This window comes from Bartonella sp. CR84HXZ (assembly GCF_042194535.1).
In the GTDB taxonomy this organism is placed as follows: domain Bacteria; phylum Pseudomonadota; class Alphaproteobacteria; order Rhizobiales; family Rhizobiaceae; genus Bartonella; species Bartonella grahamii.
Genome location: NZ_JBHIMY010000001.1, coordinates 106,967 through 129,063 on the forward strand (window position 1 = coordinate 106,967; position 22,097 = coordinate 129,063).

At 35.2% G+C, this 22,097-nt stretch carries 21 protein-coding genes; 9 read left to right on the top strand and 12 right to left on the bottom strand.

The genetic code is table 11. The annotated features are described in order from the left end of the window. The first annotated feature begins 8 nt into the window (after window positions 1–8). From gloB to ACFIKD_RS00480, 3 genes are all read left to right on the top strand, one after another. Window positions 9–770, top strand: a complete 762-nt coding sequence (gene gloB / locus ACFIKD_RS00470) for a hydroxyacylglutathione hydrolase (protein ID WP_375644346.1) — start codon at window positions 9–11, stop codon at window positions 768–770. Between the two features lie 64 nt (window positions 771–834). Beyond that, complete coding sequence (locus tag ACFIKD_RS00475) at window positions 835–1,158, top strand: hypothetical protein (RefSeq protein ID WP_375646933.1); 324 nt, start codon at window positions 835–837, stop codon at window positions 1,156–1,158. A 5-nt stretch (window positions 1,159–1,163) separates the two neighbouring features. After that, window positions 1,164–1,673, top strand: a complete 510-nt coding sequence (locus tag ACFIKD_RS00480) for a hypothetical protein (RefSeq protein WP_375646935.1) — start codon at window positions 1,164–1,166, stop codon at window positions 1,671–1,673. Window positions 1,674–2,231: 558 nt separating this feature from the next. On the opposite strand, the gene ACFIKD_RS00485 is transcribed toward ACFIKD_RS00480, so the two are convergent. The 6 genes from ACFIKD_RS00485 to rho form a co-directional block, all read right to left on the bottom strand. Beyond that, window positions 2,232–3,137: a ParB/RepB/Spo0J family partition protein gene (locus ACFIKD_RS00485; RefSeq protein ID WP_375635354.1), complete on the bottom strand. Its 906-nt coding sequence runs from the start codon at window positions 3,135–3,137 to the stop codon at window positions 2,232–2,234. A 32-nt stretch (window positions 3,138–3,169) separates the two neighbouring features. Further along, window positions 3,170–3,967: a ParA family protein gene (locus ACFIKD_RS00490; RefSeq protein ID WP_375644349.1), complete on the bottom strand. Its 798-nt coding sequence runs from the start codon at window positions 3,965–3,967 to the stop codon at window positions 3,170–3,172. Between the two features lie 6 nt (window positions 3,968–3,973). Continuing rightward, on the bottom strand, window positions 3,974–4,621 hold the full coding sequence (gene rsmG, locus ACFIKD_RS00495; RefSeq protein WP_375635355.1) for a 16S rRNA (guanine(527)-N(7))-methyltransferase RsmG: 648 nt from the start codon (window positions 4,619–4,621) through the stop codon (window positions 3,974–3,976). Further along, on the bottom strand, window positions 4,621–6,489 hold the full coding sequence (gene mnmG, locus ACFIKD_RS00500; protein ID WP_375646936.1) for a tRNA uridine-5-carboxymethylaminomethyl(34) synthesis enzyme MnmG: 1,869 nt from the start codon (window positions 6,487–6,489) through the stop codon (window positions 4,621–4,623). The genes rsmG and mnmG overlap by 1 nt, the downstream gene beginning before the upstream one ends. Before the next feature lie 106 nt (window positions 6,490–6,595). Beyond that, the gene (gene mnmE / locus ACFIKD_RS00505) at window positions 6,596–7,903 is read right to left on the bottom strand and encodes a tRNA uridine-5-carboxymethylaminomethyl(34) synthesis GTPase MnmE (RefSeq protein ID WP_375635357.1); all 1,308 of its coding nucleotides are present in this window, start codon (window positions 7,901–7,903) and stop codon (window positions 6,596–6,598) included. 31 nt (window positions 7,904–7,934) lie between these two features. Then, window positions 7,935–9,200, bottom strand: coding sequence for a transcription termination factor Rho (rho, locus tag ACFIKD_RS00510; RefSeq protein WP_015857121.1), 1,266 nt, complete (start codon window positions 9,198–9,200; stop codon window positions 7,935–7,937). 555 nt (window positions 9,201–9,755) lie between these two features. Here rho and ACFIKD_RS00515 point away from each other — a divergent pair. The 6 genes from ACFIKD_RS00515 (at window position 9,756) to polA (ending at window position 16,579) form a co-directional block, all read left to right on the top strand. Further along, complete coding sequence (locus ACFIKD_RS00515; RefSeq protein WP_375644351.1) at window positions 9,756–10,580, top strand: pyruvate, water dikinase regulatory protein; 825 nt, start codon at window positions 9,756–9,758, stop codon at window positions 10,578–10,580. A gap of 12 nt (window positions 10,581–10,592) precedes the next feature. Further along, window positions 10,593–11,189: a Maf family nucleotide pyrophosphatase gene (locus ACFIKD_RS00520; RefSeq protein WP_273787544.1), complete on the top strand. Its 597-nt coding sequence runs from the start codon at window positions 10,593–10,595 to the stop codon at window positions 11,187–11,189. Next, window positions 11,182–12,054, top strand: a complete 873-nt coding sequence (locus ACFIKD_RS00525; protein WP_375646938.1) for a shikimate dehydrogenase — start codon at window positions 11,182–11,184, stop codon at window positions 12,052–12,054. Before ACFIKD_RS00520 ends, ACFIKD_RS00525 begins: the two co-directional genes overlap by 8 nt. Further along, window positions 12,051–12,635 (top strand): dephospho-CoA kinase, encoded by a 585-nt coding sequence (coaE, locus tag ACFIKD_RS00530; protein WP_012754436.1) that lies wholly within the window; start codon window positions 12,051–12,053, stop codon window positions 12,633–12,635. Before ACFIKD_RS00525 ends, coaE begins: the two co-directional genes overlap by 4 nt. A gap of 4 nt (window positions 12,636–12,639) precedes the next feature. Next, window positions 12,640–13,347 (top strand): DNA polymerase III subunit epsilon, encoded by a 708-nt coding sequence (gene dnaQ / locus ACFIKD_RS00535; protein ID WP_375644354.1) that lies wholly within the window; start codon window positions 12,640–12,642, stop codon window positions 13,345–13,347. A gap of 322 nt (window positions 13,348–13,669) precedes the next feature. Then, window positions 13,670–16,579: a DNA polymerase I gene (gene polA / locus ACFIKD_RS00540; RefSeq protein WP_375646939.1), complete on the top strand. Its 2,910-nt coding sequence runs from the start codon at window positions 13,670–13,672 to the stop codon at window positions 16,577–16,579. Window positions 16,580–16,584: 5 nt separating this feature from the next. Here the strand turns inward: polA and ACFIKD_RS00545 are convergent, their stop codons facing one another. From ACFIKD_RS00545 to ACFIKD_RS00570, 6 genes are all read right to left on the bottom strand, one after another. Continuing rightward, complete coding sequence (locus tag ACFIKD_RS00545; RefSeq protein WP_208439356.1) at window positions 16,585–17,448, bottom strand: endonuclease/exonuclease/phosphatase family protein; 864 nt, start codon at window positions 17,446–17,448, stop codon at window positions 16,585–16,587. 112 nt (window positions 17,449–17,560) lie between these two features. Beyond that, on the bottom strand, window positions 17,561–18,334 hold the full coding sequence (locus ACFIKD_RS00550; protein ID WP_012754440.1) for a Bax inhibitor-1/YccA family protein: 774 nt from the start codon (window positions 18,332–18,334) through the stop codon (window positions 17,561–17,563). A gap of 1,004 nt (window positions 18,335–19,338) precedes the next feature. Then, complete coding sequence (gene lspA, locus ACFIKD_RS00555; RefSeq protein WP_375635362.1) at window positions 19,339–19,842, bottom strand: signal peptidase II; 504 nt, start codon at window positions 19,840–19,842, stop codon at window positions 19,339–19,341. Next, window positions 19,832–20,686: an RNA methyltransferase gene (locus ACFIKD_RS00560; protein WP_273787537.1), complete on the bottom strand. Its 855-nt coding sequence runs from the start codon at window positions 20,684–20,686 to the stop codon at window positions 19,832–19,834. The genes lspA and ACFIKD_RS00560 overlap by 11 nt, the downstream gene beginning before the upstream one ends. 2 nt (window positions 20,687–20,688) lie before the next feature. Beyond that, a complete protein-coding gene (locus ACFIKD_RS00565) occupies window positions 20,689–21,624 on the bottom strand; it encodes a class I SAM-dependent methyltransferase (RefSeq protein ID WP_273787536.1) in 936 nt (311 codons plus the stop codon). 173 nt (window positions 21,625–21,797) lie between these two features. Further along, window positions 21,798–22,094 carry a lipopolysaccharide assembly protein LapA domain-containing protein gene (locus tag ACFIKD_RS00570; protein WP_375635364.1) on the bottom strand — a complete coding sequence of 99 codons (297 nt, stop codon included), beginning with the start codon at window positions 22,092–22,094 and terminating at the stop codon, window positions 21,798–21,800. Window positions 22,095–22,097 lie beyond the last annotated feature (3 nt).

The following is a 22,097-nucleotide window of genomic DNA, read 5'->3' on the forward strand; positions in this document are numbered from 1 at the left end:
AGAAAAACATGTTGATTGAACAGTTTATTTGTCGAAAAGATAACTTTGGTGTACTCATTCATGATGAAAAAAGTGGCTACACAGCTGCAATTGATGCTCCTGAAGGTGAAGCGATTCATGACGCCTTAAAACGCCGTAACTGGACACTTCAGACTATTTTTGTAACTCATCATCATCACGACCATGTAGAAGCATTGGAAGAATTAAAACAAGTATACAACGCTATGGTTATCGGACCAGAAGCAGAAAAAGAAAAGATTCACCATCTTGATCAAACACTTCAACCTGATGAAAAACTTCTCTTTGGTTCTCACCCACTTTTGGCTCTTTCAACACCTGGTCACACTTCGGGCGCATTATCTTATTATTTTCCTGAAGAAGGTTTACTCTTTGCTGGAGATACACTTTTCTCACTCGGTTGTGGACGCCTTTTCGAAGGAACACCTGCTCAAATGCTGAACTCTTTAAAAAAGCTTCGTCAACTTCCCGATAAGACACTTCTTTATTGCGGTCATGAATATACCAAAAACAATGCTCTTTTTGCGTTAACACTTGATCCACATAATCAGAAACTTCGTCAAAGAGTAGAAGAAGTTTTTTTGCTACATGCAAAAAATACTATGACTTTACCAGTAACCTTAGGGCAAGAAAAAGCTACCAATCCCTTTCTCCGCTGGGATGACAGTACACTGCGAAGAAGCCTTGCAATGGAAGAAGAAACAGATGAAAACGTCTTTGCTGAAATTCGAAGAAGAAAGGATAATTTTTAACCATGTTTAAGCTCGTGTTACATTTTTTTTCCTTTTTCTTTTTGTAATACATACTCAACTAACAATGGCAAAGGAAATAGACAATCAATTTAATTTCCAGCATTTCATTGAAAATTACACCCTAACTGAAGACTTTCTTTTAAAAATGGAACAAATTGGAAAGGAATATGAAAATTTACTGCCAGAGTTAAAAACATCTAATACCCCATATAACAGTAGTATTAAAGAATTTACCGCTTATATTTTTGATCAACCAAAATTAATGAGTATTTTAAAAAACAATAACATCACACCTAAAGATTTTGCTGTTGGTTGCAATATGTTTGAAGGAATATTGATGGCGCTTAGCTGGGGTTTTGAATTTGATGAAAAAAAACTGTGTTTTTAAGCAATTTGGAATTTGGTAAAAAACATATGTATAGAATATTGGCTGTTGAAAGCAAAATTTGTAACCCAACAAAGAAAAAGGAAACAGCCAATAAATTCAATTTCCCGCATGTCATCGCAAATTACATCTTAACGGAAGATTTGCTTTTTAAAATGGAACAAATTAATAAAGAAGAGTGTGAAAACTCACCACCAGAATCAAAAGTATCCAATACTGAAAAAGCATCTGATATTGAAATTGAACACGATGACAGTATTGAAAGATTAGTAGCTTCTATTTCTAATCAACCAAAATTAATGAATATTTTAAGAAAAAATAATATCACACCTAAAGATTTTGTTATAGGTCGCCTCGCCATTCAAGCAACATTAACAATGCTGTTATTTCCTCTTGAAGTTCTCAAAAAAGATGAGATTTCTTTTGATAAAAAAAATGCTGTAGTTTCAGATAATTTGGAATTTGGTAAAAAATATATGTATAGAATGCTTGTTGCTTTAAGAGGGCGTTGTAAATAGAATTCATGCTACTTTGAACAAATGATTAACTTCGCAAACGGAAAAGTCTTCACTGAAATTTGGAAAAGAAAGGATAAATTTTGATCATGTTTAAATTGGCATTGTGTTTGTTTTTTCTTTTCTCTTTTTTAACATATATTCAAATAACAATGGCAAAGGGAACAAACAATCTATTTGTTCTCTCCCTAGCAGCCATCCAAATATCACTGTAAATTATCCTTTAACAGAATATTTCCTCTTAAAAATAGAATAACTAAAACAAAGAAATTGAGGATTTACCTCCAGAGCCAGAGGTATCCAATACCGGAAATGATAACAGCATTAAAAGACTCATTGCTTCTATTTTTTCTAGATCAAAACTAACAGATCTTTTAAGAAAACATAATCTCTCACCTAAAGATTACATTATTGATCTCATGACTCTTCAAGCAACTTTGCTGCAATAATAGCCTTTGAAGATAAAGAAATCCTCTTCAATGAAAAAATACTATATCTTCAGATGATTTAAATTTCGATCAAAAATATATCGATAGAATTCGTACTATTTTAGACAATTAACTAGTTTTGCAAACGCCGGCAAATATCATCTAATTGTTCTAGTGAAGAATAGCGTATTTTTAAATCACCACCTTTTTTGCCATGCCGAATAGTCACTTTCATTCCGATAACATCTGCAAGTAATTTTTCTAAAGATTTTGTTTCTGTATCTTTCTCAACAGCAGTTCGTTTTTTGACTTTTGGATTTGCTTGTTCATACGCAAGTATTTCCGTTTGGCGCACAGAAAGCCCTTCTCGAATAATTTTTTCGGCTAAATCCTGTGGATTCTCAACAGTGATAAGACAGCGTGCATGACCAGCGGAAAGTTGTCCATCGGTTAAGAATTGTTGTACTTTTGGTGGAAGTTTTAACAAACGAAGCGTATTAGCAACATGACTGCGACTTTTTCCAATAACTTGCGCTAAATCTGCCTGCGTATATCCATGCTCATTCAGCAAAATTTCATATCCCATTGCTTCTTCGATAGGATTAAGATCGGCACGTTGAACATTTTCAATAATTGCCAATTCCAAAGCCGTTTTATCATCTACATCGCGAACAATAACAGGTAATTTATTTAAATTAGCTCGCTGTGCAGCACGCCAACGCCGTTCGCCAGCAATTAATTCAAAACGATGAGGATGATCACGTGATGGTCTTACAATAACAGGTTGAACAACACCGTGCTGGCGAATTGATTGTGCTAAATTATCAAGTTCTGAATCGGTAAAATGGCGTCGCGGATTATGTGGATTGCACGAAATAGATTCAAGCGGAACAAATCGTTCAGAAACAGGAGAAGCTGTATCGGACTCTGTAAATTTGTCAGTATTTGATGAACGTGTAAGATCGCTGTTTAAACTGATATCCCCAATTAATGCCGCTAATCCACGACCCAGCCTTTTTTTTGATTGATCATCATTCATAATTTTGCTCTTTAAATTTTTAGTTGATTTTTTTAAGCAGCAGCACGCGCTTGTTTTTCACGTTGAATCATTTCTGATGCTAGACGCAAATAAGCTTGGCTCCCAGCACATTTGAGATCATAAAGCAATACAGGTTTTCCAAAAGAGGGCGCTTCTGATACTCTTACATTTCGTGGAATAACAGTACGATAAACCTTATCTCCCATAAAAGAACGTACATCTTCAACAACTTGATTTGAAAGATTATTACGTCCATCATACATTGTTAGAACGATACCTTGGATTTCTAAAGATGGATTAAGTACGGATCGCACTTGTTTTACTGTTTCAAGTAATTGACTTAAACCTTCAAGTGCTAAAAATTCACACTGCATAGGCACTAAAACAGAATCCGCAGCCCCCATAGCATTAAGTGTTAAAAGATTAAGGGAGGGAGGACAATCAATTAAAATATAATTGAATTTTTTTTCCATTTCCGGATCATCATAGAAAGCTTTACGTAAGCGTTGTATGCGATCTTGTGATGAAGAAATTTCCATTTCCACACCTAAAAGATCAAGTGTAGAGGGAACTATATAAAGATTAGGTACTGCTGTTTTTAAAGCCGCTTGTGTAATTGAAACTCCCGAAACTAAAACATCATAAGAAGATAAAGGACGGTTATTACGATCAATCCCTAAACCTGTACTAGCATTACCTTGTGGATCAACATCCATAATAAGGACATTTTCACCAATAGCCGCTAAAGCTGTTGCAAGATTAATTGCTGTGGTTGTTTTTCCGACTCCACCCTTTTGGTTTGCAATAGCGATAATTCGTGTTTCGCTCATTTTGCTCTACCCTCTATATGATCGAATATGAGAAATTTCTAAAATAACAGAATTTTCATCAACTTTACTTTTATGTTTTAACAGATCAAAGTGCCAATTGGCAGAGGCATTTTTTATTTCTGTAGCGTAATCCCGACCTTTTTGCAAAAGAGCGATTGTTTTTTCTGTTAATAAAGGAAAAATAAGTTGTAAAAGACTATTGAGCGGCGCTAATCCCCGTGCCGTTATAATATCAGATACGGGAATTTTTTGATATACATCTTCAATTCTAGCGTGATAAACCGTTGCTGGAAGATTAAGTTGAGCAATAACTGTTCGCAAAAAAGAAACTTTTTTCCCATTACTTTCAACAAGATTAATATGTCCTACTTTTTTTTCTTTCAAAAAGATAGCAATCACAATTGCAGGAAAACCTCCTCCTGATCCTAAATCACACCAATGTAAAGAATGAGCATACAAAGGAAAAATTTGTGCTGAATCTAGAATATGCCGTGTCCATAGATCTGGTATCGTTGTAGCAGATATCAAATTAATATGCGCATTCCATTGAAGTATTAAAGACTCAAACTGAATTAAATTTTCCATCGTTTCACGTGAAACAGAAGGAACAATATTTAATAATTGTTGATATTTTTTTTCTGTAGAAAAATCCATTAAGCTGTTTTAGCCTTTTCACGTCGTTGACGTTGAATATATGTAATAATAAGCGATAACGCGGCGGGTGTCATGCCATCAATTTTTTGTGCATCAGCAATTGAACGCGGCGACACTTCTTGAATTTTTGATTTAAGTTCATTTGAAAGACCTGAAATTGCCTGAATATCAAGAGAAGAAGGAATTTCTAAACGCTCATCTCTCTGAAGAGAAGCAATATCTTGTGCTTGTTTATCTAAATAAACCGCATATTGTGCTTCAATTTCTAAAGATTCTGCTGTTTTAGAATCAATTGTTTGTAATTGTGGACAAAAATCTGAAAGACGCTCTAAAGTCATATGAGGATAAGCAAGAAAATCATAAGCCGAACGACGAATTCCATCATGATTAACGTGTAATCCATGAGCAGAAGCTTCATTGGGTGTTAAAAAAAGATTTTGACATATTGATCGTGCTTGATCAAGCCGTTGTTGTTTTTTCTGATAACATTCCCAACGTATTTTACTCACAATACCCCATTTTTGTGCCAAAGGTGTTAGACGCATATCAGCATTATCAGATCGTAAAGATAAACGAAATTCAGCACGTGATGTAAACATCCTATAAGGTTCACAAACACCACGTGAAACCAAATCATCAACCATAACACCAATATAAGCGGTAGAACGACTTATAAGTATTTCATCTAATTTACCTACTTTACGTGCCGCATTTAATCCAGCTAAAAGTCCTTGTGCTGCTGCTTCCTCATATCCTGTTGTACCATTAATTTGGCCTGCTAAGAACAAACCCGGTAAAGAACGTAATTCTAAGCTTCTCGTTAATTGTTGTGGATTAACAAAATCATATTCAATAGCATAACCAGGTTGCAAAACTATAGCATTTTCCAACCCTTCAATGGTTTTTAATAGAGAAATTTGTACATCTTCAGGAAGAGAAGTAGAAAGACCATTTGGATAAACAGTATCATCATTTAATCCTTCTGGTTCTAGAAAGATCTGATGTCCATCACGTTCTCCAAATTTCACAATTTTATCTTCAACAGAAGGACAATAACGTGGTCCTAACCCTTCAATATTTCCAGAATATAAAGCAGAACGATAAATATTCTCGCGAATAATTTGATGTGTTTTCTCATTTGTACGTGTTATTGCACATTCAATTTGTGGTTGTTCAATTTTCTCTGTTAAAAGAGAAAAGGGAATGGGATTTTCATCTGCTTGTTGTTTTGGAAGATGATCCCAAGCAATTGTTTTTTTACTCAAACGAGCAGGGGTTCCTGTTTTTAATCGACCAAGTTTTATATGATAATTTTTTAAACGTTTAGCAAGTTGCACACTTGACTGATCTCCCATACGTCCAGCAGCCCATGTTTTATCACCAATATGAATAAAGCCATTTAAAAATGTTCCTGTTGTTAAAACAACAGCACCAGATAAAATTGTTCCTTGTTTTTTTAAAATAACACCTGATACACAATTATCTTTAACAACCAGATCAATAACTTCATCCTCAATAAGAGTAAGATTTTCTTGTTCTTTTAATAATTTTTGAATTGCTTTTTTATAAAGTTGTCGATCCGCCTGTGTCCGTGGTCCTCTTACTGCCGGTCCTTTACGTCTATTAAGTAGTCTAAACTGAATTCCAGCAGCATCTGCTGCTCTTCCCATGAGACCATCTAACGCATCTATTTCACGAACTAAATGCCCTTTTCCAAGTCCACCAATAGCAGGATTACACGACATTGTTCCCAGTGCTGATATTTTATGTGTAACAAGCGCTGTTTTGGCTCCTACACGCGCTGAAGCTGAAGCCGCTTCACAGCCAGCATGACCACCACCAACAATAACAACATCATATGATTGCATTTTATTCATTCCGTAGAAAATATTCTAAGGTTTCACGTGAAACAGAATATAAATTACATAATCTTTATAATCTGTCTATGAAATAATCAATGTTTCACGTGAATCATTATTTACCAACACAAAACTCTGAAAAAATAATATCAAGCAAATCTTCAACATCAATATCTCCTGTAATTTTTCCAAGAAAATCACTTGCACAACGGAGATGTTCTGCACGTAAACTGAGATCAAGAGAATGATAATTAAGAGAATATTCAATCTCTTTAACAGCCTCCTTTAATAATTGAAGTTGTCTTTTACGCGCCGGAACAATATTTCCAATTTCAGAAGCACGATGATGACAAAATGATTCAAGTTCTTTGATAAAATAATCAAAATTTAAACCAGTTAATGCGGAAAATTGTATAGACCAATGCTGATCATTTTTTTCATAAAGATCAAGCTTATTGCCAACACACCATATTTCAGCCGATGTTTCTGGTAAATCAACTTGCTCAGGATTTCCTATATCATAAACCAAAATAACTAAATCAGCTTCCCTAACATGCTGTTTAGCAACTTCTATTCCCATTTGTTCTATTTTATTTTCTGTTTTTCTAAAACCAGCAGTATCCGTTAAAAAAATAGGTAAACCACCAAGAATAATTCTCATTTCTAAAGCATCACGGGTTGTTCCTGCTTCTTCCGTTACAATAGCAACAGATCTTCCTGAAAGACGATTCATAATGCTTGATTTTCCAGAATTTGGAGCACCAGCAATAACAATTTTTAATCCATCACGTAAAATACTAGCACGCTCTCCTTCAGTAATATATTCACGAATAGAAATACAAAGATCCTCAACATCTTTCCAAACTTTATCAGATATTGCGTTAGGAATATCTGCTTCATCAACAAAATCAAGTTCTGCCTCAATAAAAGCACGCGCCTTCATAAGCTTATGACGCCAATCACGATAAAGTGTCGTTAAATGTCCACTTGTACCCATAACAGCTAAACGCCGTTGGCTTTCCGTTTCTGCTTCTATTAAATCAGCAAGACCTTCTGCTTGAACAAGATCTAATTTTCCTTCCATAAAAGCACGACGTGAAAATTCACCTGCTTCTGCAATACGGCATCCAGAAAATGTCGACAATTCATCGAGAAAACGACTAACAACGGCTTTTCCTCCATGTAAATGGAATTCTGCACAATCTTCCCCCGTAAAACTATGAGGAGCGGGAAAAAAAACAGTTAAACCAGAATCTAAAAAGCTCCCATCACGAGCAGTAAGATTTCCATAATGCATAAAACGTGCTTTAGGTAAACGACCACAAAGCGTTTTAACTATATCCACAACATGAGGACCAGAAAGCCGAATGACTGCAACCCCTGAAGGTAACAATCCACTCGAAACAGCAAAGATTGTATCCACAGGTTTTATCCTAATAAAAACTTTAATGACTCTACGTATTCATTGAATCAAAAAATTCACTATTGTTTTTTGTTTGCTTTAATTTATCAATCAAAAATTCAATTGCATCTGTTACATTCATAGATGCTAAAATACGACGAAGAACAAAAATTTTGTGCAAATCTTGTCGTTCTACCAGAAGTTCTTCCTTACGCGTTCCTGACTTTAAAATATCCATAGCAGGGAAAATACGCTTATCAGCAACTTTTCGATCAAGAACAATTTCAGAATTACCTGTTCCTTTAAATTCTTCAAAAATAACCTCATCCATACGACTTCCTGTATCAATCAAAGCCGTTGCAATAATGGTTAAAGATCCACCTTCTTCAATATTACGTGCTGCACCAAAAAAACGTTTTGGACGCTGGAGAGCATTTGCATCCACACCACCTGTTAAAACTTTACCCGAAGAAGGAACAACTGTATTATATGCACGCCCAAGACGTGTAATAGAATCAAGAAGAATAACAACATCGCGTCCATATTCAACGAGGCGTTTGGCTTTTTCAATGACCATTTCTGCTACTTGTACGTGACGTATTGCAGGTTCATCAAAAGTAGAAGAAACCACTTCTCCTTTTACTGAACGCTGCATATCTGTAACTTCTTCTGGTCGTTCATCAATTAAAAGAACAATGAGATAACATTCAGGATGATTAGTGGTAATGGAATGAGCAATATTTTGAAGTAAAACTGTTTTTCCTGTCCGAGGAGGAGCAACAATTAACCCTCTTTGTCCTTTTCCCAATGGAGATATCAAATCAATCACGCGTGATGACATATCTTTCTCTGTAGGATCTTGTATTTCCATTTGGAAACGCTCATTTGAATAAAGAGGAGTAAGATTATCAAAGTGAATTTTATAACGAATCTTTTCAGGTTTTTCGAAATTAATTGTATTAATTTTAAGGAGAGCAAAATAACGTTCTCCCTCTTTTGGACTGCGTATAGGGCCTTCAATGGTATCGCCTGTTTTTAAAGAAAATGACTGTATTTGTGCTGGTGAAAGATAAATATCATCAGGACCAGGAAGATAATTAGCGTCAGCAGATCTCAAAAAACCAAAACCGTCTTGTAAAACTTCAACAACACCCTCTCCTATAATTTCTACATCTTGTAGAGCAAGTTTTTTCAAGATAGCAAACATTAATTCTTGTTTGCGCATAAGAGAGGCATTTTCAACTTCTAATGTTTCAGCAAAAGAAACAAGTTCAACGGGATTTTTGCTTTTAAGTTCTTGTAGTTTCATTTTTTGCATGAAATATGCTCTTTGTAATTAAGGAGAAGATTATCTTAAATAATTTACGGAAATTTATGAATGAAATATTCTTAAGAAGAGAAATATTTTACACTCAATTTTTTTAATCTGCAAGTACCATTTATATGAAATTTATCCCTATAATATTAAGTAATTATATGAAAAACTTGAAAAAATATAAAACACAAATAGTATTAAATTTAATTTATAACAAAAATATGAGTTAGAGTTATAGCATTAATTAAATGCTATTCAAAAGTATTTTTTACAGAAATTTATATTAATAAATTTATATTAAAGAAAGGATTCTTCTTATTTATAACTGTGTTTAGTGTGGATTATTATTTATCCTCAATTTTATCCACAAAAGGAACTAAAAAAAAGAATAAAAATAACACTATCTTAAAGATATTATCCCCTCTTTTTTTATAAGAGGTATAAAATTATCACGAGCATTTAATTTGTGCATAAAAACGAAGAATTTTTCCTAAATTTTAGTTTTATAAGAAACGGTAAAGGTATATACACATATCTTAACAAGGAGTTAAAATTTCTGTGACAAAAGAAAAAAAATTCTTTCATTTACACATGCTTTCTGATGCAACGGGAGAAACATTAATCTCTGTGGGAAGAGCTGTAGCATCGCAGTATACAATGAGTCAGGCAACAGAGCATATCTATCCTATGATTCGTAATAAAATACAGTTACAAAAAGCTCTTGATGAAATACAACAAGAGCCAGGTATTGTTCTTTACACAATGATCGATGAAGAATTTAAACTTCTCCTTCAAAAAAAGTGTAAAAAAGTAAAAGTTCCTTGTATTGATATATTGCATCCTGTTTTAAATGCTTTTCAGTCTTACCTTGGAATGCCAACACATTTACGTGCAAGCGCACAACATGATCTTAATGCAGATTATTTTCGCCGTATTGAGGCACTGGATTTTACAATAGAGCATGATGATGGACAGTCTTCCAATAGCTTATCCGAAGCAGATGTGATCCTTGTGGGAATTTCAAGAACCTCTAAAACGCCAACAAGTATCTATTTAGCAAATCGCGGAATAAAAACGGCTAATGTTCCTCTTATTCCTAATATTGATTTGCCAGAATCCCTTTTAGAGGCAAAAAATTCTTTAATTATTGGTTTAATTGCTTCAGCTGAAAGAATCTCACATATTCGCCAAAATCGAGATTTGGGAGAAGGTTTTGCTCTTGATAGTTATACAAATCGTATCAACATAGCTGAAGAATTAATCTATGCAAAACGCATTTGCGAACGTTTTGGTTGGCCTATTATTGATGTCACAAGACGCTCTATTGAAGAAACTGCTGCTGCAATATTTGAACTTTTATCACGATTTCGTGAAGGAAAATGAGAGAAAATTCTCATGAACGCAGATACGTTAATATTAGCATCTCTTAGTTTTTATCGTGCAAAATTATTAAAAAAAGCAGGTTTAAATTTTTTCATTGAAGGAGCTTCTTTTGATGAAAGAGAAGTAGAAAAAAAAGCAAAAGAAAAAACACCTAAAGAACTCAGCTGTTTTCTTGCGGGTGCAAAAGCAAAAAATGTTTCAGATCGTTTTCCTGATGCTTTCGTTATTGGTTGTGATCAAGTGCTTGATTTGGAAGGTAAAGTTTTTCACAAAGCAACAAATATTAAGGAAGCACATCAACGTTTATGTGAGTTATCAGGAAAAACCCATTCTCTTCATAGTGCGGTAGCTTTATTTAAAAATGGTCAAAAAATTTGGGTTGAAGCTTTTAGTGCACATATGTCCGTCCGTTTGCTCTCGTCAGAATTTATTGAACATTATTTAGCACGCGTAGGAAAAGATGTTCTAAACAGCGTGGGAGTATATCAAATTGAAGGGGAAGGGATTCATCTCTTTGAAAAAATTGAAGGAGATTTTTTTACCATTGTTGGTTTACCTTTGCTGCCTCTACTCATAAAACTGCGTCATTTAGGAATTATTGATGGTTGACTTAACAATAAAAAAAATAAATTATCCGCGTGCTTTTGTTGTTGGTTCTCCAATTCATCATTCAAAATCACCTAAAATTCACAATTTTTGGCTTAAACAATATGGTTTACAAGGAGAATATCTTGCACAAGAAGTAACATCTGAAGAATTCAGTCATTTTATTGCGTCTTTACAAAAAATAGGCTTTTGTGGAGGAAATGTTACTTTGCCTTATAAACAGGAAGCTTTTCGTTTAGCAGATTATAAAGATGAGAGAGCAATAATGATTGGTGCTGTTAATACACTTTGGTATGAAGGAAATAAGCTTTGTGCCACGAATAGCGATGCCTATGGTTTTAGCGCTAATCTTGATGATTTTGCATCTGATTGGGGAGGGGAAACAGCTCTTGTTTTTGGAGCAGGTGGTGCCGCACGCGCTATCATATATGCCTTAAAAAAACGCGGATTTGAACAGATTTATTTGGTTAACCGTACAAAACAACGCGCCGATAATTTAGCTCAGCATTTTGGAAAAAACATTAAAGTTTACGATTGGCATAAAATTCATGAAATACTCCATCAAGCTGATTTGATTGTTAATACAACCTCTATTGGCATAAAAAATCCAGAAGAAAAAAGTGATTCTTTTTTTTGCGATTTTCATAAAGCAAAAAAAACGGCGTTAGTAACAGATATTATTTATACACCATTGATAACTCCTTTTTTACAACAGGCAAAAGCTTGTGATCTCAAGACGGTTGATGGGCTTGGGATGCTTCTACATCAGGCTGTTATAGGGTTTGAACAGTGGTTTGGAATAAGACCACAGGTAACAAAAGCGTTACGGACAGCCATTTTAGAGGATATGAGTGAAAAAAGAGAATGAAGATCATAGGATTAACAGGATCAATTGCTATGGGAAAATCAACAGTTGCTGATTTTTTCAAGCAGGCGGGTATTTCTGTTTTTAGTGCTGATGAAGCAGTACAACAGCTTTATAAAAGTGAGCCAGCTTTGTCATTCATAGAGCGTATTTTTCCAGGTGTTGTTGAAAACGGTGAAGTTAACCGTTTGAAACTTTCTGAAATTTTGATTGATGATAAGGAAAAATTACAAACATTAGAAAAAATAATTCATCCTTTGGTGCAAGAAAAAGAAAGGGAATTTATTAATATAGCGCGTGAACAGGGGAAAAAATTAGTTATTCTTGATATTCCACTTCTATTTGAAAAAAATGGTGAAAGTCGTGTGGATAGCGTTATTGTTGTTTCTGCCCCACCAGAAATACAAAAAGAACGTGTAATGATTCGCAAAGGTATGAATGAGAAAAAATTTGCCTTTATCAATGCTCAACAAATGCCGGATGAAAAAAAACGAGAACGTGCTGATTTTATTATTTATACAGGGAAAGATTTAGAGAATACACGTCAACAGGTTTTTGATGTGATAAAAAAACTAAAGAATTGAAGTCATGCGGGAAATTATTTTTGATACAGAAACAACAGGTTTAGATAAAGAAAAAGATCGCGTAATCGAAATTGGTTGTGTAGAAATGGTTGATCGTTATCTTACGGGGCGCCAATTTCATGTTTATTTAAACCCTGAAGGCGTTATTATTCCTGATGAAGTTGTAGCAATTCACGGATTAACCAATGAACGCCTAAAAAACGAGAAAAGTTTTAGTGATATTGTTGATGAATTTTTGGAATTTATTAAAGGCGCGACAATGATTGCGCATAATGCGAGTTTTGATATTGGTTTTATTAATGCAGAATTAAAACGCGTCAACAAACCGCTCATCAGTGTTGATAATATTCTTGATACACTGGCTATGGCACGGCGTAAATTCCCTATGGGGCCTAATTCTCTTGATATTTTATGCAAACGTTTTGGAATTGATAACAGCCATCGTGTTCTTCATGGTGCTTTGCTTGATGCAGAGATCCTAGCCGATGTTTATATTGAACTGATCGGTGGAAAACAAGGTGTATTGGGTTTTGGTAATAGAAGGGGTGTTGATGAACATATCCAGAATGATAAAGATACATCTTATGCAGTTAAAATTCGCCCACAGGCTTTACCTTCAAGATTGAGTACGCAAGAAAAAAGGTTTCATGCCGATTTTATCAACACGATGGGTGAAAAAGCTCTGTGGAATAACTTCAAAATTCATGAATAACATCATCTTTTCTCTAAAAAAGTCACCATTTAAATTAAAGAATATGGATGTCAAAAAAAACGGTCGTTGTGGGGAGGGGAACACCACAACGACCCTGTCGCTACATCGTACCTCAGCTATCATAGGAGGAGCAAAATGAAAGCTATTAATCCTGTAACAGCAAAGAAAAGCTCTAGGTACTTAATATAAAGTGCAACGACTTCATGTCTTATGAAAAGAAAAAATGGCTTTTTAGAGGCAAAGTGAAAAAAATAAAATAAAAGTGAAAAAAATATATAAGGGTAATTTGCGTTTTTAGCTAAAATGGAGAAATAAAATTGTCATGAAAGCAACAGATCATCTTTTTTTGGTTGACGGATCAGGCTATGTTTTTCGTGCTTATTATGCTTTGCCGCCTTTAAAACGTAAAAAGGATGGACTTCCTGTAGGAGCAGTAGCTGGTTTTTGCAATATGTTATGGAAATTACTTTGTGATGCTCGTAATACAGCGACTGGTATTGTTCCAACACATTTTGCTGTTATTTTTGATTATTCATCTGATACTTTTCGGAAACAAATTTATCCTGAATATAAAGCGAATCGCGCTGAACCTCCTGAAGATCTAATTCCTCAATTCGCGCTAATACGTCAAGCAACGAAGGCTTTTAATTTGCCTTGTATTGAAAAGGAAGGCTTTGAAGCGGATGATTTGATTGCTACCTATGCAAAATTGGCAACAAAGGTTGGGGCAAAAACAACCATTATTTCTTCTGATAAGGATCTTATGCAACTCGTAAATACGCATGTATCTTTATATGATGGAATGAAAGACAAGCATATAGGTATCTCAGAAGTTGTAGAAAAATGGGGTGTTGCACCTGAAAAAATGATTGATTTACAAGCATTAATTGGAGATTCAACGGATAATGTACCGGGTATTCCAGGCATTGGTCCCAAAACTGCAGCTCAGTTGTTAGATCAGTTTGATTCTCTTGATCTTTTATTGCAAAACGTAACAGAAATTAAACAAACAAAACGACGTGAAAACATTCAAGCTTATAGAGAACAAGTTAAAATTTCTCGTGAACTTGTTAGGCTTAAAACAGATGTTCCTATAGATAATGATTTAGATGATTTTATTTTGGAGCCACAAGATGGTCCACGTTTAATTGCTTTTTTGAAAGCGATGGAATTTTCAACATTAACGCGTCGCGTGGCAGAGGCAACGTCATGCGATGCGGCTGTTATTGATGCACTTGATATAGATGTTGAATGGGAAAAACTGAACCACGGGCATGACTCTGATATCAAGAATACTGAGCGCGCATCTCTTCATAATTTTTCTGAAAATTCTCCACAAGTTTTTGCACAAAAACGTAAAGATCAAGCGCTGACTCAAAAAATTACAAGAGATGCTTATACAACAATTCTTGATGAGGAAATTTTAAAAGATTGGTTGTCACAAGCACAAGAGCAGGGTTTCTTCGCTTTTAATACTGAAACAACATCTCTTGATCCGATGCAAGCAAAGCTTGTTGGTTTTTCACTCGCATTACAGCCAGAAAAAGCAGCTTATATACCTCTTGAACATTTTTATGAAGGAGAAGAGGACCTTTTGAGGGGCGGGCGCATTGCCTCGCAGATTGAGACCCGAAAAGCTTTAGCACTTTTAAAACCGATATTAGAAGATTCATCGGTGTTAAAAATTGGTCAGAATATAAAATATGATTGGTTGGTGATGAAGCAATACGACATTATTATAAGCTCTTTTGATGATACCATGCTTTTATCATATGCTTTTGATGCTGGAACATTAACTCATAATATGGATGATTTGTCTGAACGTTGGCTTGAGCATAAACCAATTTCCTATAAAGATTTAACGCATAACGGAAAAAAAATTACTTCTTTTGCACAAGTAGATTTAAAACAAGCAACCCTTTATGCGGCGGAACGTGCTGATATAACGCTACGCCTTTGGCAAGTATTAAAACCTCAACTTGTTTCTCGTGGAATGACAAAAATTTATGAACGTCTTGATCGACCCCTTGTAGAAGTTCTTGCAAGAATGGAAGAACGTGGGATTCTTATTGATCGGCAGATTTTATTGCGTCTTTCAGGAGAATTGGCACAAGCTGCTTTGATTCTAGAAGAGGAAATTTACAAACAAGCTGATGAAAAGTTTAATCTTGCTTCGCCAAAGCAATTAGGGGATATCCTTTTTGGAAAAATGGGATTACCTGGAGGTGCTAAAACTAAGGGTGGACAATGGTCAACTTCTGCACAGACCTTAGAAGAGTTGGCTGCTGAAGGTCATGTTTTACCGCGTAAAATTATTGAGTGGCGTCAACTTGCAAAGCTAAAATCTACCTATACAGATGCCTTGCCTTCTTATATTTTTTCAAAAACAGGGCGAGTTCACACGAATTATTCTTTGGCAATAACATCAACAGGGCGGTTATCATCATCAGAGCCAAATTTGCAAAATATTCCAGTGCGGACTGCTGAAGGACGTAAAATTCGAACAGCTTTTATTGCTCCAAAAGGACATGTGTTACTTTCTGCTGATTATAGTCAGATTGAATTGCGTATTCTTGCACATATTGCGGATATAAAAGCATTAAAAGAAGCTTTTGCTAAAGGGCATGATATTCACGCTATAACGGCATCACAAATGTTTGGTGTTGCGATAGAAGGAATGCATTCAGATATACGACGGCGTGCAAAAGCGATTAATTTTGGTATTATTTATGGTATTTCAGCTTTTGGATTAGCCAATCAATTGGGAATTTCACGCCAAGAAGCGGGTCGTTATATTCAACTGTATTTTGAAAGATTTCCAGGAATTAAAAATTATATGGAGAAGACCAAAATCTTTGCACGTGAAAATGGTTACGTAGAAACAATTTTTGGACGTCGTATCCATTATCCAGAAATAAAAGCAAAGAATGTAAAAATTCGTTCTCTTAATGAGCGAGCAGCTATCAATGCTCCAATTCAAGGTTCCGCGGCTGATATTATTCGCCGCGCTATGATACAGATGGAAAATGCTTTAAAAGAAGAAAAACTATCAGCAAAAATGTTGCTGCAAGTGCATGATGAACTGATTTTTGAAGTACCAGAAGAAGAGAGTAAAAAAACCATGGCTGTTGTTAAAAATGTTATGGAAAATGCTACAATGCCGATTTTATCTTTATCTGTACCGCTTGAAGTAAAAGTCATGACGGCTCAAAATTGGGATGAGGCACATTAATTTTTTTATTTATTTTTAAGAATGTTGATTGCGTTGGAAAGATTAAGATAGGCTTTGATAGGCAAATGATCTGAAGCAATGCGTGCAAGCGGTGAATGATGATTTTCAATACTTGTTACCAATTGGTGGGGAAAAGAAAAAACTCTATCAAGGGCTAAAAAAGGAAAGCGAGATGGAAAACTTGGTACAACTTCAAAAGTGCTATCAAAATAGGGAGAAAAATGATTTAAAGATGAGCCTTTTCCCATCCGCCATTCATTAAAATCTCCTATGAGGAGTGTAGGCATAAGGGAGCGTTTTTGGAAAATTTCAAGGAGCATTTTTGTTTGTTGTTTACGAGAGTAACGTAATAAGCCAAAATGAGCCGCAATAATACGAATAGGGCCTGCTGCCATTTCCAACTCTACAATTACAGCCCCACGTGGTTCAATACTAGGCAGAGTGACTTGTAAAGTATCACGTACATATCCCTTTCGCAAAAAAAGAGCATTCCCATGCCAACCGTGTCCATGAGGTGACATAGTATTAAGAGGTACAGGAATCAAACCGGTTTCAGCTTTTAATAGCTGAAGATTAATCAAACCGACGCGTTCTCCAAAACGTCTATCTGCTTCTTGAAGAGCAAGGATATCAACTTGTAATTCAGTAATAACACGGACAATTCTTGTAGGATTAAAAATTTTATCAACACCTACACATTTATGCACATTATAGGAAGCAACAGTCAGATCATAATTACTATTTTGATTGATGATGTTTGATTGATGATGAGAGCGGCTGTGAATTGCATTTAAAAGGGAGCTATGGAGTTTTTGTTGGATAAAACCGGTAAACCAAGGGAATTTTTGCTTATAAGGTATTTTTGTCATTTTGCGAAAAGAATAGTCCCTAAGAGGCAAAGGGTAAAGACTTACACTAAAAACAAAAGAACCTTGTCTCTTTTAGAAACAAGGTTTTTTAATTAAGTTATGATTTCTGCAATCAATCACGGTTTGAGCCAAGAAATTGTAGCAAGAAGACAAACATATTGATGAAATCAAGATAAAGATTCAACGCGCCCATAATAACTTTACGTCCTCTGGTGTCGCTTTCATCTCCTTCATAATACATCAACTTAATGCTTTGGGTATCGTAGGCTGTTAAACCAGCAAAGATCAACACGCCAATCACAGAGATAGCAAATTGCAAAGCGCTTGATCCAAGAAAAATGTTCACAATCATGGAAAGAAACAAGCCGATCAATCCGATGAATAGGAATGAACCGATTGCCGTGAGATCACGCTTTGTCGTATAACCATAAAGTGAAAGAGCTCCAAAAGCTGCAGCGGAAATGACAAAGGTTTGCACAACACTTTCTGTCGTATAGCGCAAAACGATTGAAGACAGTGAAAGACCAACCAGAGCAGCATAACCAAAAAAGAGGCTACGAGCAGCATTTGTGCTCAATGTATTAATTTTAAAACTGAGGAATAAAACTGCTATGAGTGGTGCAAACATAACAATGTAAGAGAATGGCGATGTATAAAATGTTACTCCAAATGATGTTAAATAAACACTGCTATTGATTTGAGCTGCTGCTTGGCTCATATCTGTTGTCGTTGCTAATGATACAATTACATAAGCGGCAGCAGCTGTAATAAGCAAACCAATGGCCATTGTATTGTAGACACCCAACATATAATCGCGCAATCCCTGATCAATTGATGCATCGGCGTGAGAAGTAGGCGCCGAACGTAAATTTTTAAAATTAGCCATAATATAAAATCCTTTAGCATATGTCCCGTCAGGTATAGGGCTTTAAAAGTGTCTCTGTCATTACACAGATAAGCTTGGCATAAGCCTTAATTGGGCAAATACAAAAACCCTTAAGAATCACTGACAGAATTCCAGCATATTTGCTCTTATTATGGAGATTTATTTAAAAATTACAAGAGATTTATATGAAGAAGGAACCTTACAAATTGGTAAGGAAACGGTTCATTTTAATAAAAAATATTTCCATTTTTTGCCATATTTTTACAAGATAAAAAGACTACACCCAAAAAATTTTTATTATTCACAGAAACTATGTAATACAATCCTTTATAAAATATCCACTATTTTTGCATTTGTAAGAAGAGCGGCAAGTATCTATAATACTATTTTTCAACCTTCAATATTGCACCTGTTTTGCACGGTTAGAAGAGCTATTGAATTGGATTTATATAACATATTGATATATAGTGATAAACTGTCTTTTTGTATGCTAAATGATATTTCAAATAAAAGAGATTTAGGCTATTAAGGGCTTTTATCCAATATAAAAAGCGATGATTTATATTTATAATCAATAGGTTGCTTTAACAATACACCATTGAAAATAGTTGAAAAAATGTTTTTTATTAAACAATATATAAAATAAAAAAGGAGAGTTTTTTAACGAAGCACTTAAGAAAGGCTCTGTAAAAAACAATATCTGTAAAAACTAAAAAACATATGAAAAGCAAATGTTCTAAGCAAATAATAGAACTTTAAATGCTGTAAAATATTTTCTCTCTGAATTTGATAGAGGACATATGGATAAAAAATATTGATTTCTATTTGAGTTCATTTCTTTTGCATTGACCAAGTGTAGAAGTGTAAAGTTGAAAAATAAGATTTTATAATTTTATGAAAAGAAACACGAAAAACAATTAGCTGCAAGAATTATCCAAGAAAAATCAATTTATAATCAGGCTTATGATGGTCAATAAGCTCTGTTTTCTAAGACAATGAGCATATCAATGAGAAGATGTACTGTTAGAATGACGTTTTTCTTTCATCCAAGTGCGCAATTCTTCAATAAGAATGGCAATAACACCGAGAGTTATAAAACTATCTGCAAGGTTGAAAATAGCAAAATAAAAAATATCATCAATATGAAAGAGTATATAATCAGTGACATGATGAAAGCGAATACGATCAACGAGATTGCCAATTGCTCCCCCAATAATAAGAATAAGGCCAAAGCGCATTAAAGACTTATTATGTTCAGTATTTTTCCATAGCCATAGAAGGAAGATAATCACAATGATTGTGATGGCGATGATTCCCCAGTGAGAAAAGGAAGAAAAAAACGAAAATGCAATGCCAGAATTACGCACATGATAAAGGGAAAGAAAAGGTATAAGCGAAATTTCTGTTCCTAAAGGCATATTGTGCATAACCCAGTATTTGACAGCTTGATCAAGTACTACTGTAAAAGCCAAGCCCAAGAGAAGAAAAGGGAGTGATTTACGCATCATATTTTTCCTCACATGGTTCCAGTATTAAATAGGGGCGACGGATTTCATAAAGCATAACAGCTGTTGCTACAGCTAGATTAAGCGAGTCTGCACGTCCGCTTTGTGGAATACGCGCAAGTTTATCACACCGATTTGTAAGAAGATCTGATAATCCCTGTTTTTCATTTCCCATTAAAAGGATAATAGGGCCATTTTTGAAATCAAGTGTGCGATAATCCAGAGATCCTTTGAGATGTGTTCCAACGATCATACCTTTAAAGTGAGCAGACCAGTTTAAAAAGGCGCTTTCATCAAGACGATAAAGTGGTACAGAGAAAATAGATCCCATGGTTGCACGGACCGTTTCAGGCGAGAAAGGGTCTGTTGTTTCGCCAATTAAAATAACACCTTTAGCACCTACAGCATCAGCAGTTCGAATAATGGTACCAAGATTTCCAGGGTCACGTACACGATCTAGCGCGATGTAAACATCTTTAATCTGTCCTTTTATCATTTCAAGAGAGTGCCATTTTTGCTTGAAAATACCAATAACTGTTTGTGGATTATCACGTCGTGTAAGTGATTCCATAACCTTTTGTGAGGCTTTAATAACAAAACCACCGTTGGCTACAGCACGTGCGGCAGTATTTTCGATAGCAGCATTACCGATTTTACTTTTAGAAAAAATAAGCGTCTGTATTGTCCAGCCGAGATTGAGAGCATCAATGACCAATTTCAATCCTTCTGCCATGAAAAGACCTTCTCTATTACGGTTTTTCTTTTGGCTAAGTGCTTTAAGGTCTTTTATGATGGGGTTGCTAAGAGAGGTAATTTCTTTCACTCTACCAGTTTTGGGTCTACACATATTCAAGCAATCCAACGGCTAAAAAGAGAAGTAGAAAGAGCACGTCCTGCAACTTCTTCACGCAAAATGAGTTCTCCTGATTCGACCGTACCACCAAGATTTACAAATGCATCACGCATTAAAGCATGAAGTGCAAAAAAGGAAGCACGAATAGAATAAGCTGTAAGGACAACAGAGAGCGGTTTATCAGAGAGAAGTTTACGACAATTTGAGATCATAGCGGGTAAATGATCAAACAGTTGCCAAATTTCACCATGGGGTCCACGCCCATAAGCAGGGGGATCAAGAAGAATCATATCATAGCTTTTCTTACGACGCAGTTCACGCTCGACAAATTTCATAGCATCATCGCAAATCCAGCGAATAGAATGATCTGGTAATCCTGCTTTTTCTTGATTAGCTTTTGCCCACGCAATGGCTTTTTTAGAAGCATCAACATGGGTAACATTCGCACCCGCTCGTGCCCCAATCAAAGAGGCAATACCTGTATAGCCAAAAAGATTCAACAATTTTATAGGACGTTCGGCTTTAACAATTTGCTCTTCCATAGAGCGCCAATGAGCATCTTGTTCAGGAAAAACCCCCACATGACGAAAGGAAGTAAAACGGCCTAGAAAAAACAATCCATTCCAAGAAAGAGTCCATGTTTCATCAAGTGGCTTTTTAGGAAAATGCCAACGACCAACCCCTTCTTCATCACGGTTTCCTGTGAAAATAGCATCAACATCAGCCCATTGTTTTCGTGGTAAAGCGGGTTTCCATAGTGCTTGACCTTCTGGTCGAATAATGCGGTAAGCTCCATAACGTTCTAATTTTTGTCCATGACCAGAATCAATGAGAGCATAGTTTTCACTTACACCTGTTTCTAAAATAAGGGGCAACTTTTCCTGCGGATATCTATTGTTATGGGAGGAGGATTGAAAGCATTGTGCGGGCATGTTTTGTATCACGGTATATGAGGTATGAAAATATATTATAAAGCTCTTAAGTGTTTCGTAAAAGTGCAAAAGAGCTAAAGCCAATTAAAATATGTATAAAAAAAAAGAAAAGAGCACTTTTAAATCTGTACTGAATATAAAATACAGAGAGAAAAGATTTTATTAAAATACCATTACACCAGATTTGTGATAGACGTTTTCAATTTCTCGATCTCTGCTTTACTTTTTTTGAGAGCTTTTTTGTATTTGTGATAGGAAAACCAACTGATCAGATTTCCTAATAAAATACCAAAACCAAAGAAAATAAAGAGCCATATAAAAAGGGGAGCATGATAAGTAAAACTTTCAGAATCTGCTCTAAAAGGATCAAGGGTTAACGGAACCATCTGACGATTAGCCACGATAAAAATAATCAAGAACGCTGTGAGAATCACACCGATACTTGTTAGAAGAATACGTTTAATTATCATAAG

Excerpts from the sequence above, each read along its gene's own strand:
- ACFIKD_RS00545 (WP_208439356.1), bottom strand. The coding sequence starts at position 17,448 with ATGACAAAAATACCTTATAAGCAAAAATTCCCTTGGTTTACCGGTTTT.
- ACFIKD_RS00525 (WP_375646938.1), top strand. The coding sequence starts at position 11,182 with ATGGTTGACTTAACAATAAAAAAAATAAATTATCCGCGTGCTTTTGTT.
- gloB (WP_375644346.1), top strand. The coding sequence starts at position 9 with ATGTTGATTGAACAGTTTATTTGTCGAAAAGATAACTTTGGTGTACTC.
- ACFIKD_RS00550 (WP_012754440.1), bottom strand. The coding sequence starts at position 18,334 with ATGGCTAATTTTAAAAATTTACGTTCGGCGCCTACTTCTCACGCCGAT.
- ACFIKD_RS00490 (WP_375644349.1), bottom strand. The coding sequence starts at position 3,967 with ATGAGCGAAACACGAATTATCGCTATTGCAAACCAAAAGGGTGGAGTC.
- rsmG (WP_375635355.1), bottom strand. The coding sequence starts at position 4,621 with ATGGATTTTTCTACAGAAAAAAAATATCAACAATTATTAAATATTGTT.
- ACFIKD_RS00485 (WP_375635354.1), bottom strand. The coding sequence starts at position 3,137 with ATGAATGATGATCAATCAAAAAAAAGGCTGGGTCGTGGATTAGCGGCA.
- ACFIKD_RS00570 (WP_375635364.1), bottom strand. The coding sequence starts at position 22,094 with ATGATAATTAAACGTATTCTTCTAACAAGTATCGGTGTGATTCTCACA.
- mnmG (WP_375646936.1), bottom strand. The coding sequence starts at position 6,489 with ATGCAATCATATGATGTTGTTATTGTTGGTGGTGGTCATGCTGGCTGT.
- dnaQ (WP_375644354.1), top strand. The coding sequence starts at position 12,640 with ATGCGGGAAATTATTTTTGATACAGAAACAACAGGTTTAGATAAAGAA.
- lspA (WP_375635362.1), bottom strand. The coding sequence starts at position 19,842 with ATGATGCGTAAATCACTCCCTTTTCTTCTCTTGGGCTTGGCTTTTACA.
- coaE (WP_012754436.1), top strand. The coding sequence starts at position 12,051 with ATGAAGATCATAGGATTAACAGGATCAATTGCTATGGGAAAATCAACA.
- ACFIKD_RS00475 (WP_375646933.1), top strand. The coding sequence starts at position 835 with ATGGCAAAGGAAATAGACAATCAATTTAATTTCCAGCATTTCATTGAA.
- ACFIKD_RS00560 (WP_273787537.1), bottom strand. The coding sequence starts at position 20,686 with ATGTGTAGACCCAAAACTGGTAGAGTGAAAGAAATTACCTCTCTTAGC.
- ACFIKD_RS00565 (WP_273787536.1), bottom strand. The coding sequence starts at position 21,624 with ATGCCCGCACAATGCTTTCAATCCTCCTCCCATAACAATAGATATCCG.
- ACFIKD_RS00520 (WP_273787544.1), top strand. The coding sequence starts at position 10,593 with ATGAACGCAGATACGTTAATATTAGCATCTCTTAGTTTTTATCGTGCA.
- polA (WP_375646939.1), top strand. The coding sequence starts at position 13,670 with ATGAAAGCAACAGATCATCTTTTTTTGGTTGACGGATCAGGCTATGTT.
- rho (WP_015857121.1), bottom strand. The coding sequence starts at position 9,200 with ATGCAAAAAATGAAACTACAAGAACTTAAAAGCAAAAATCCCGTTGAA.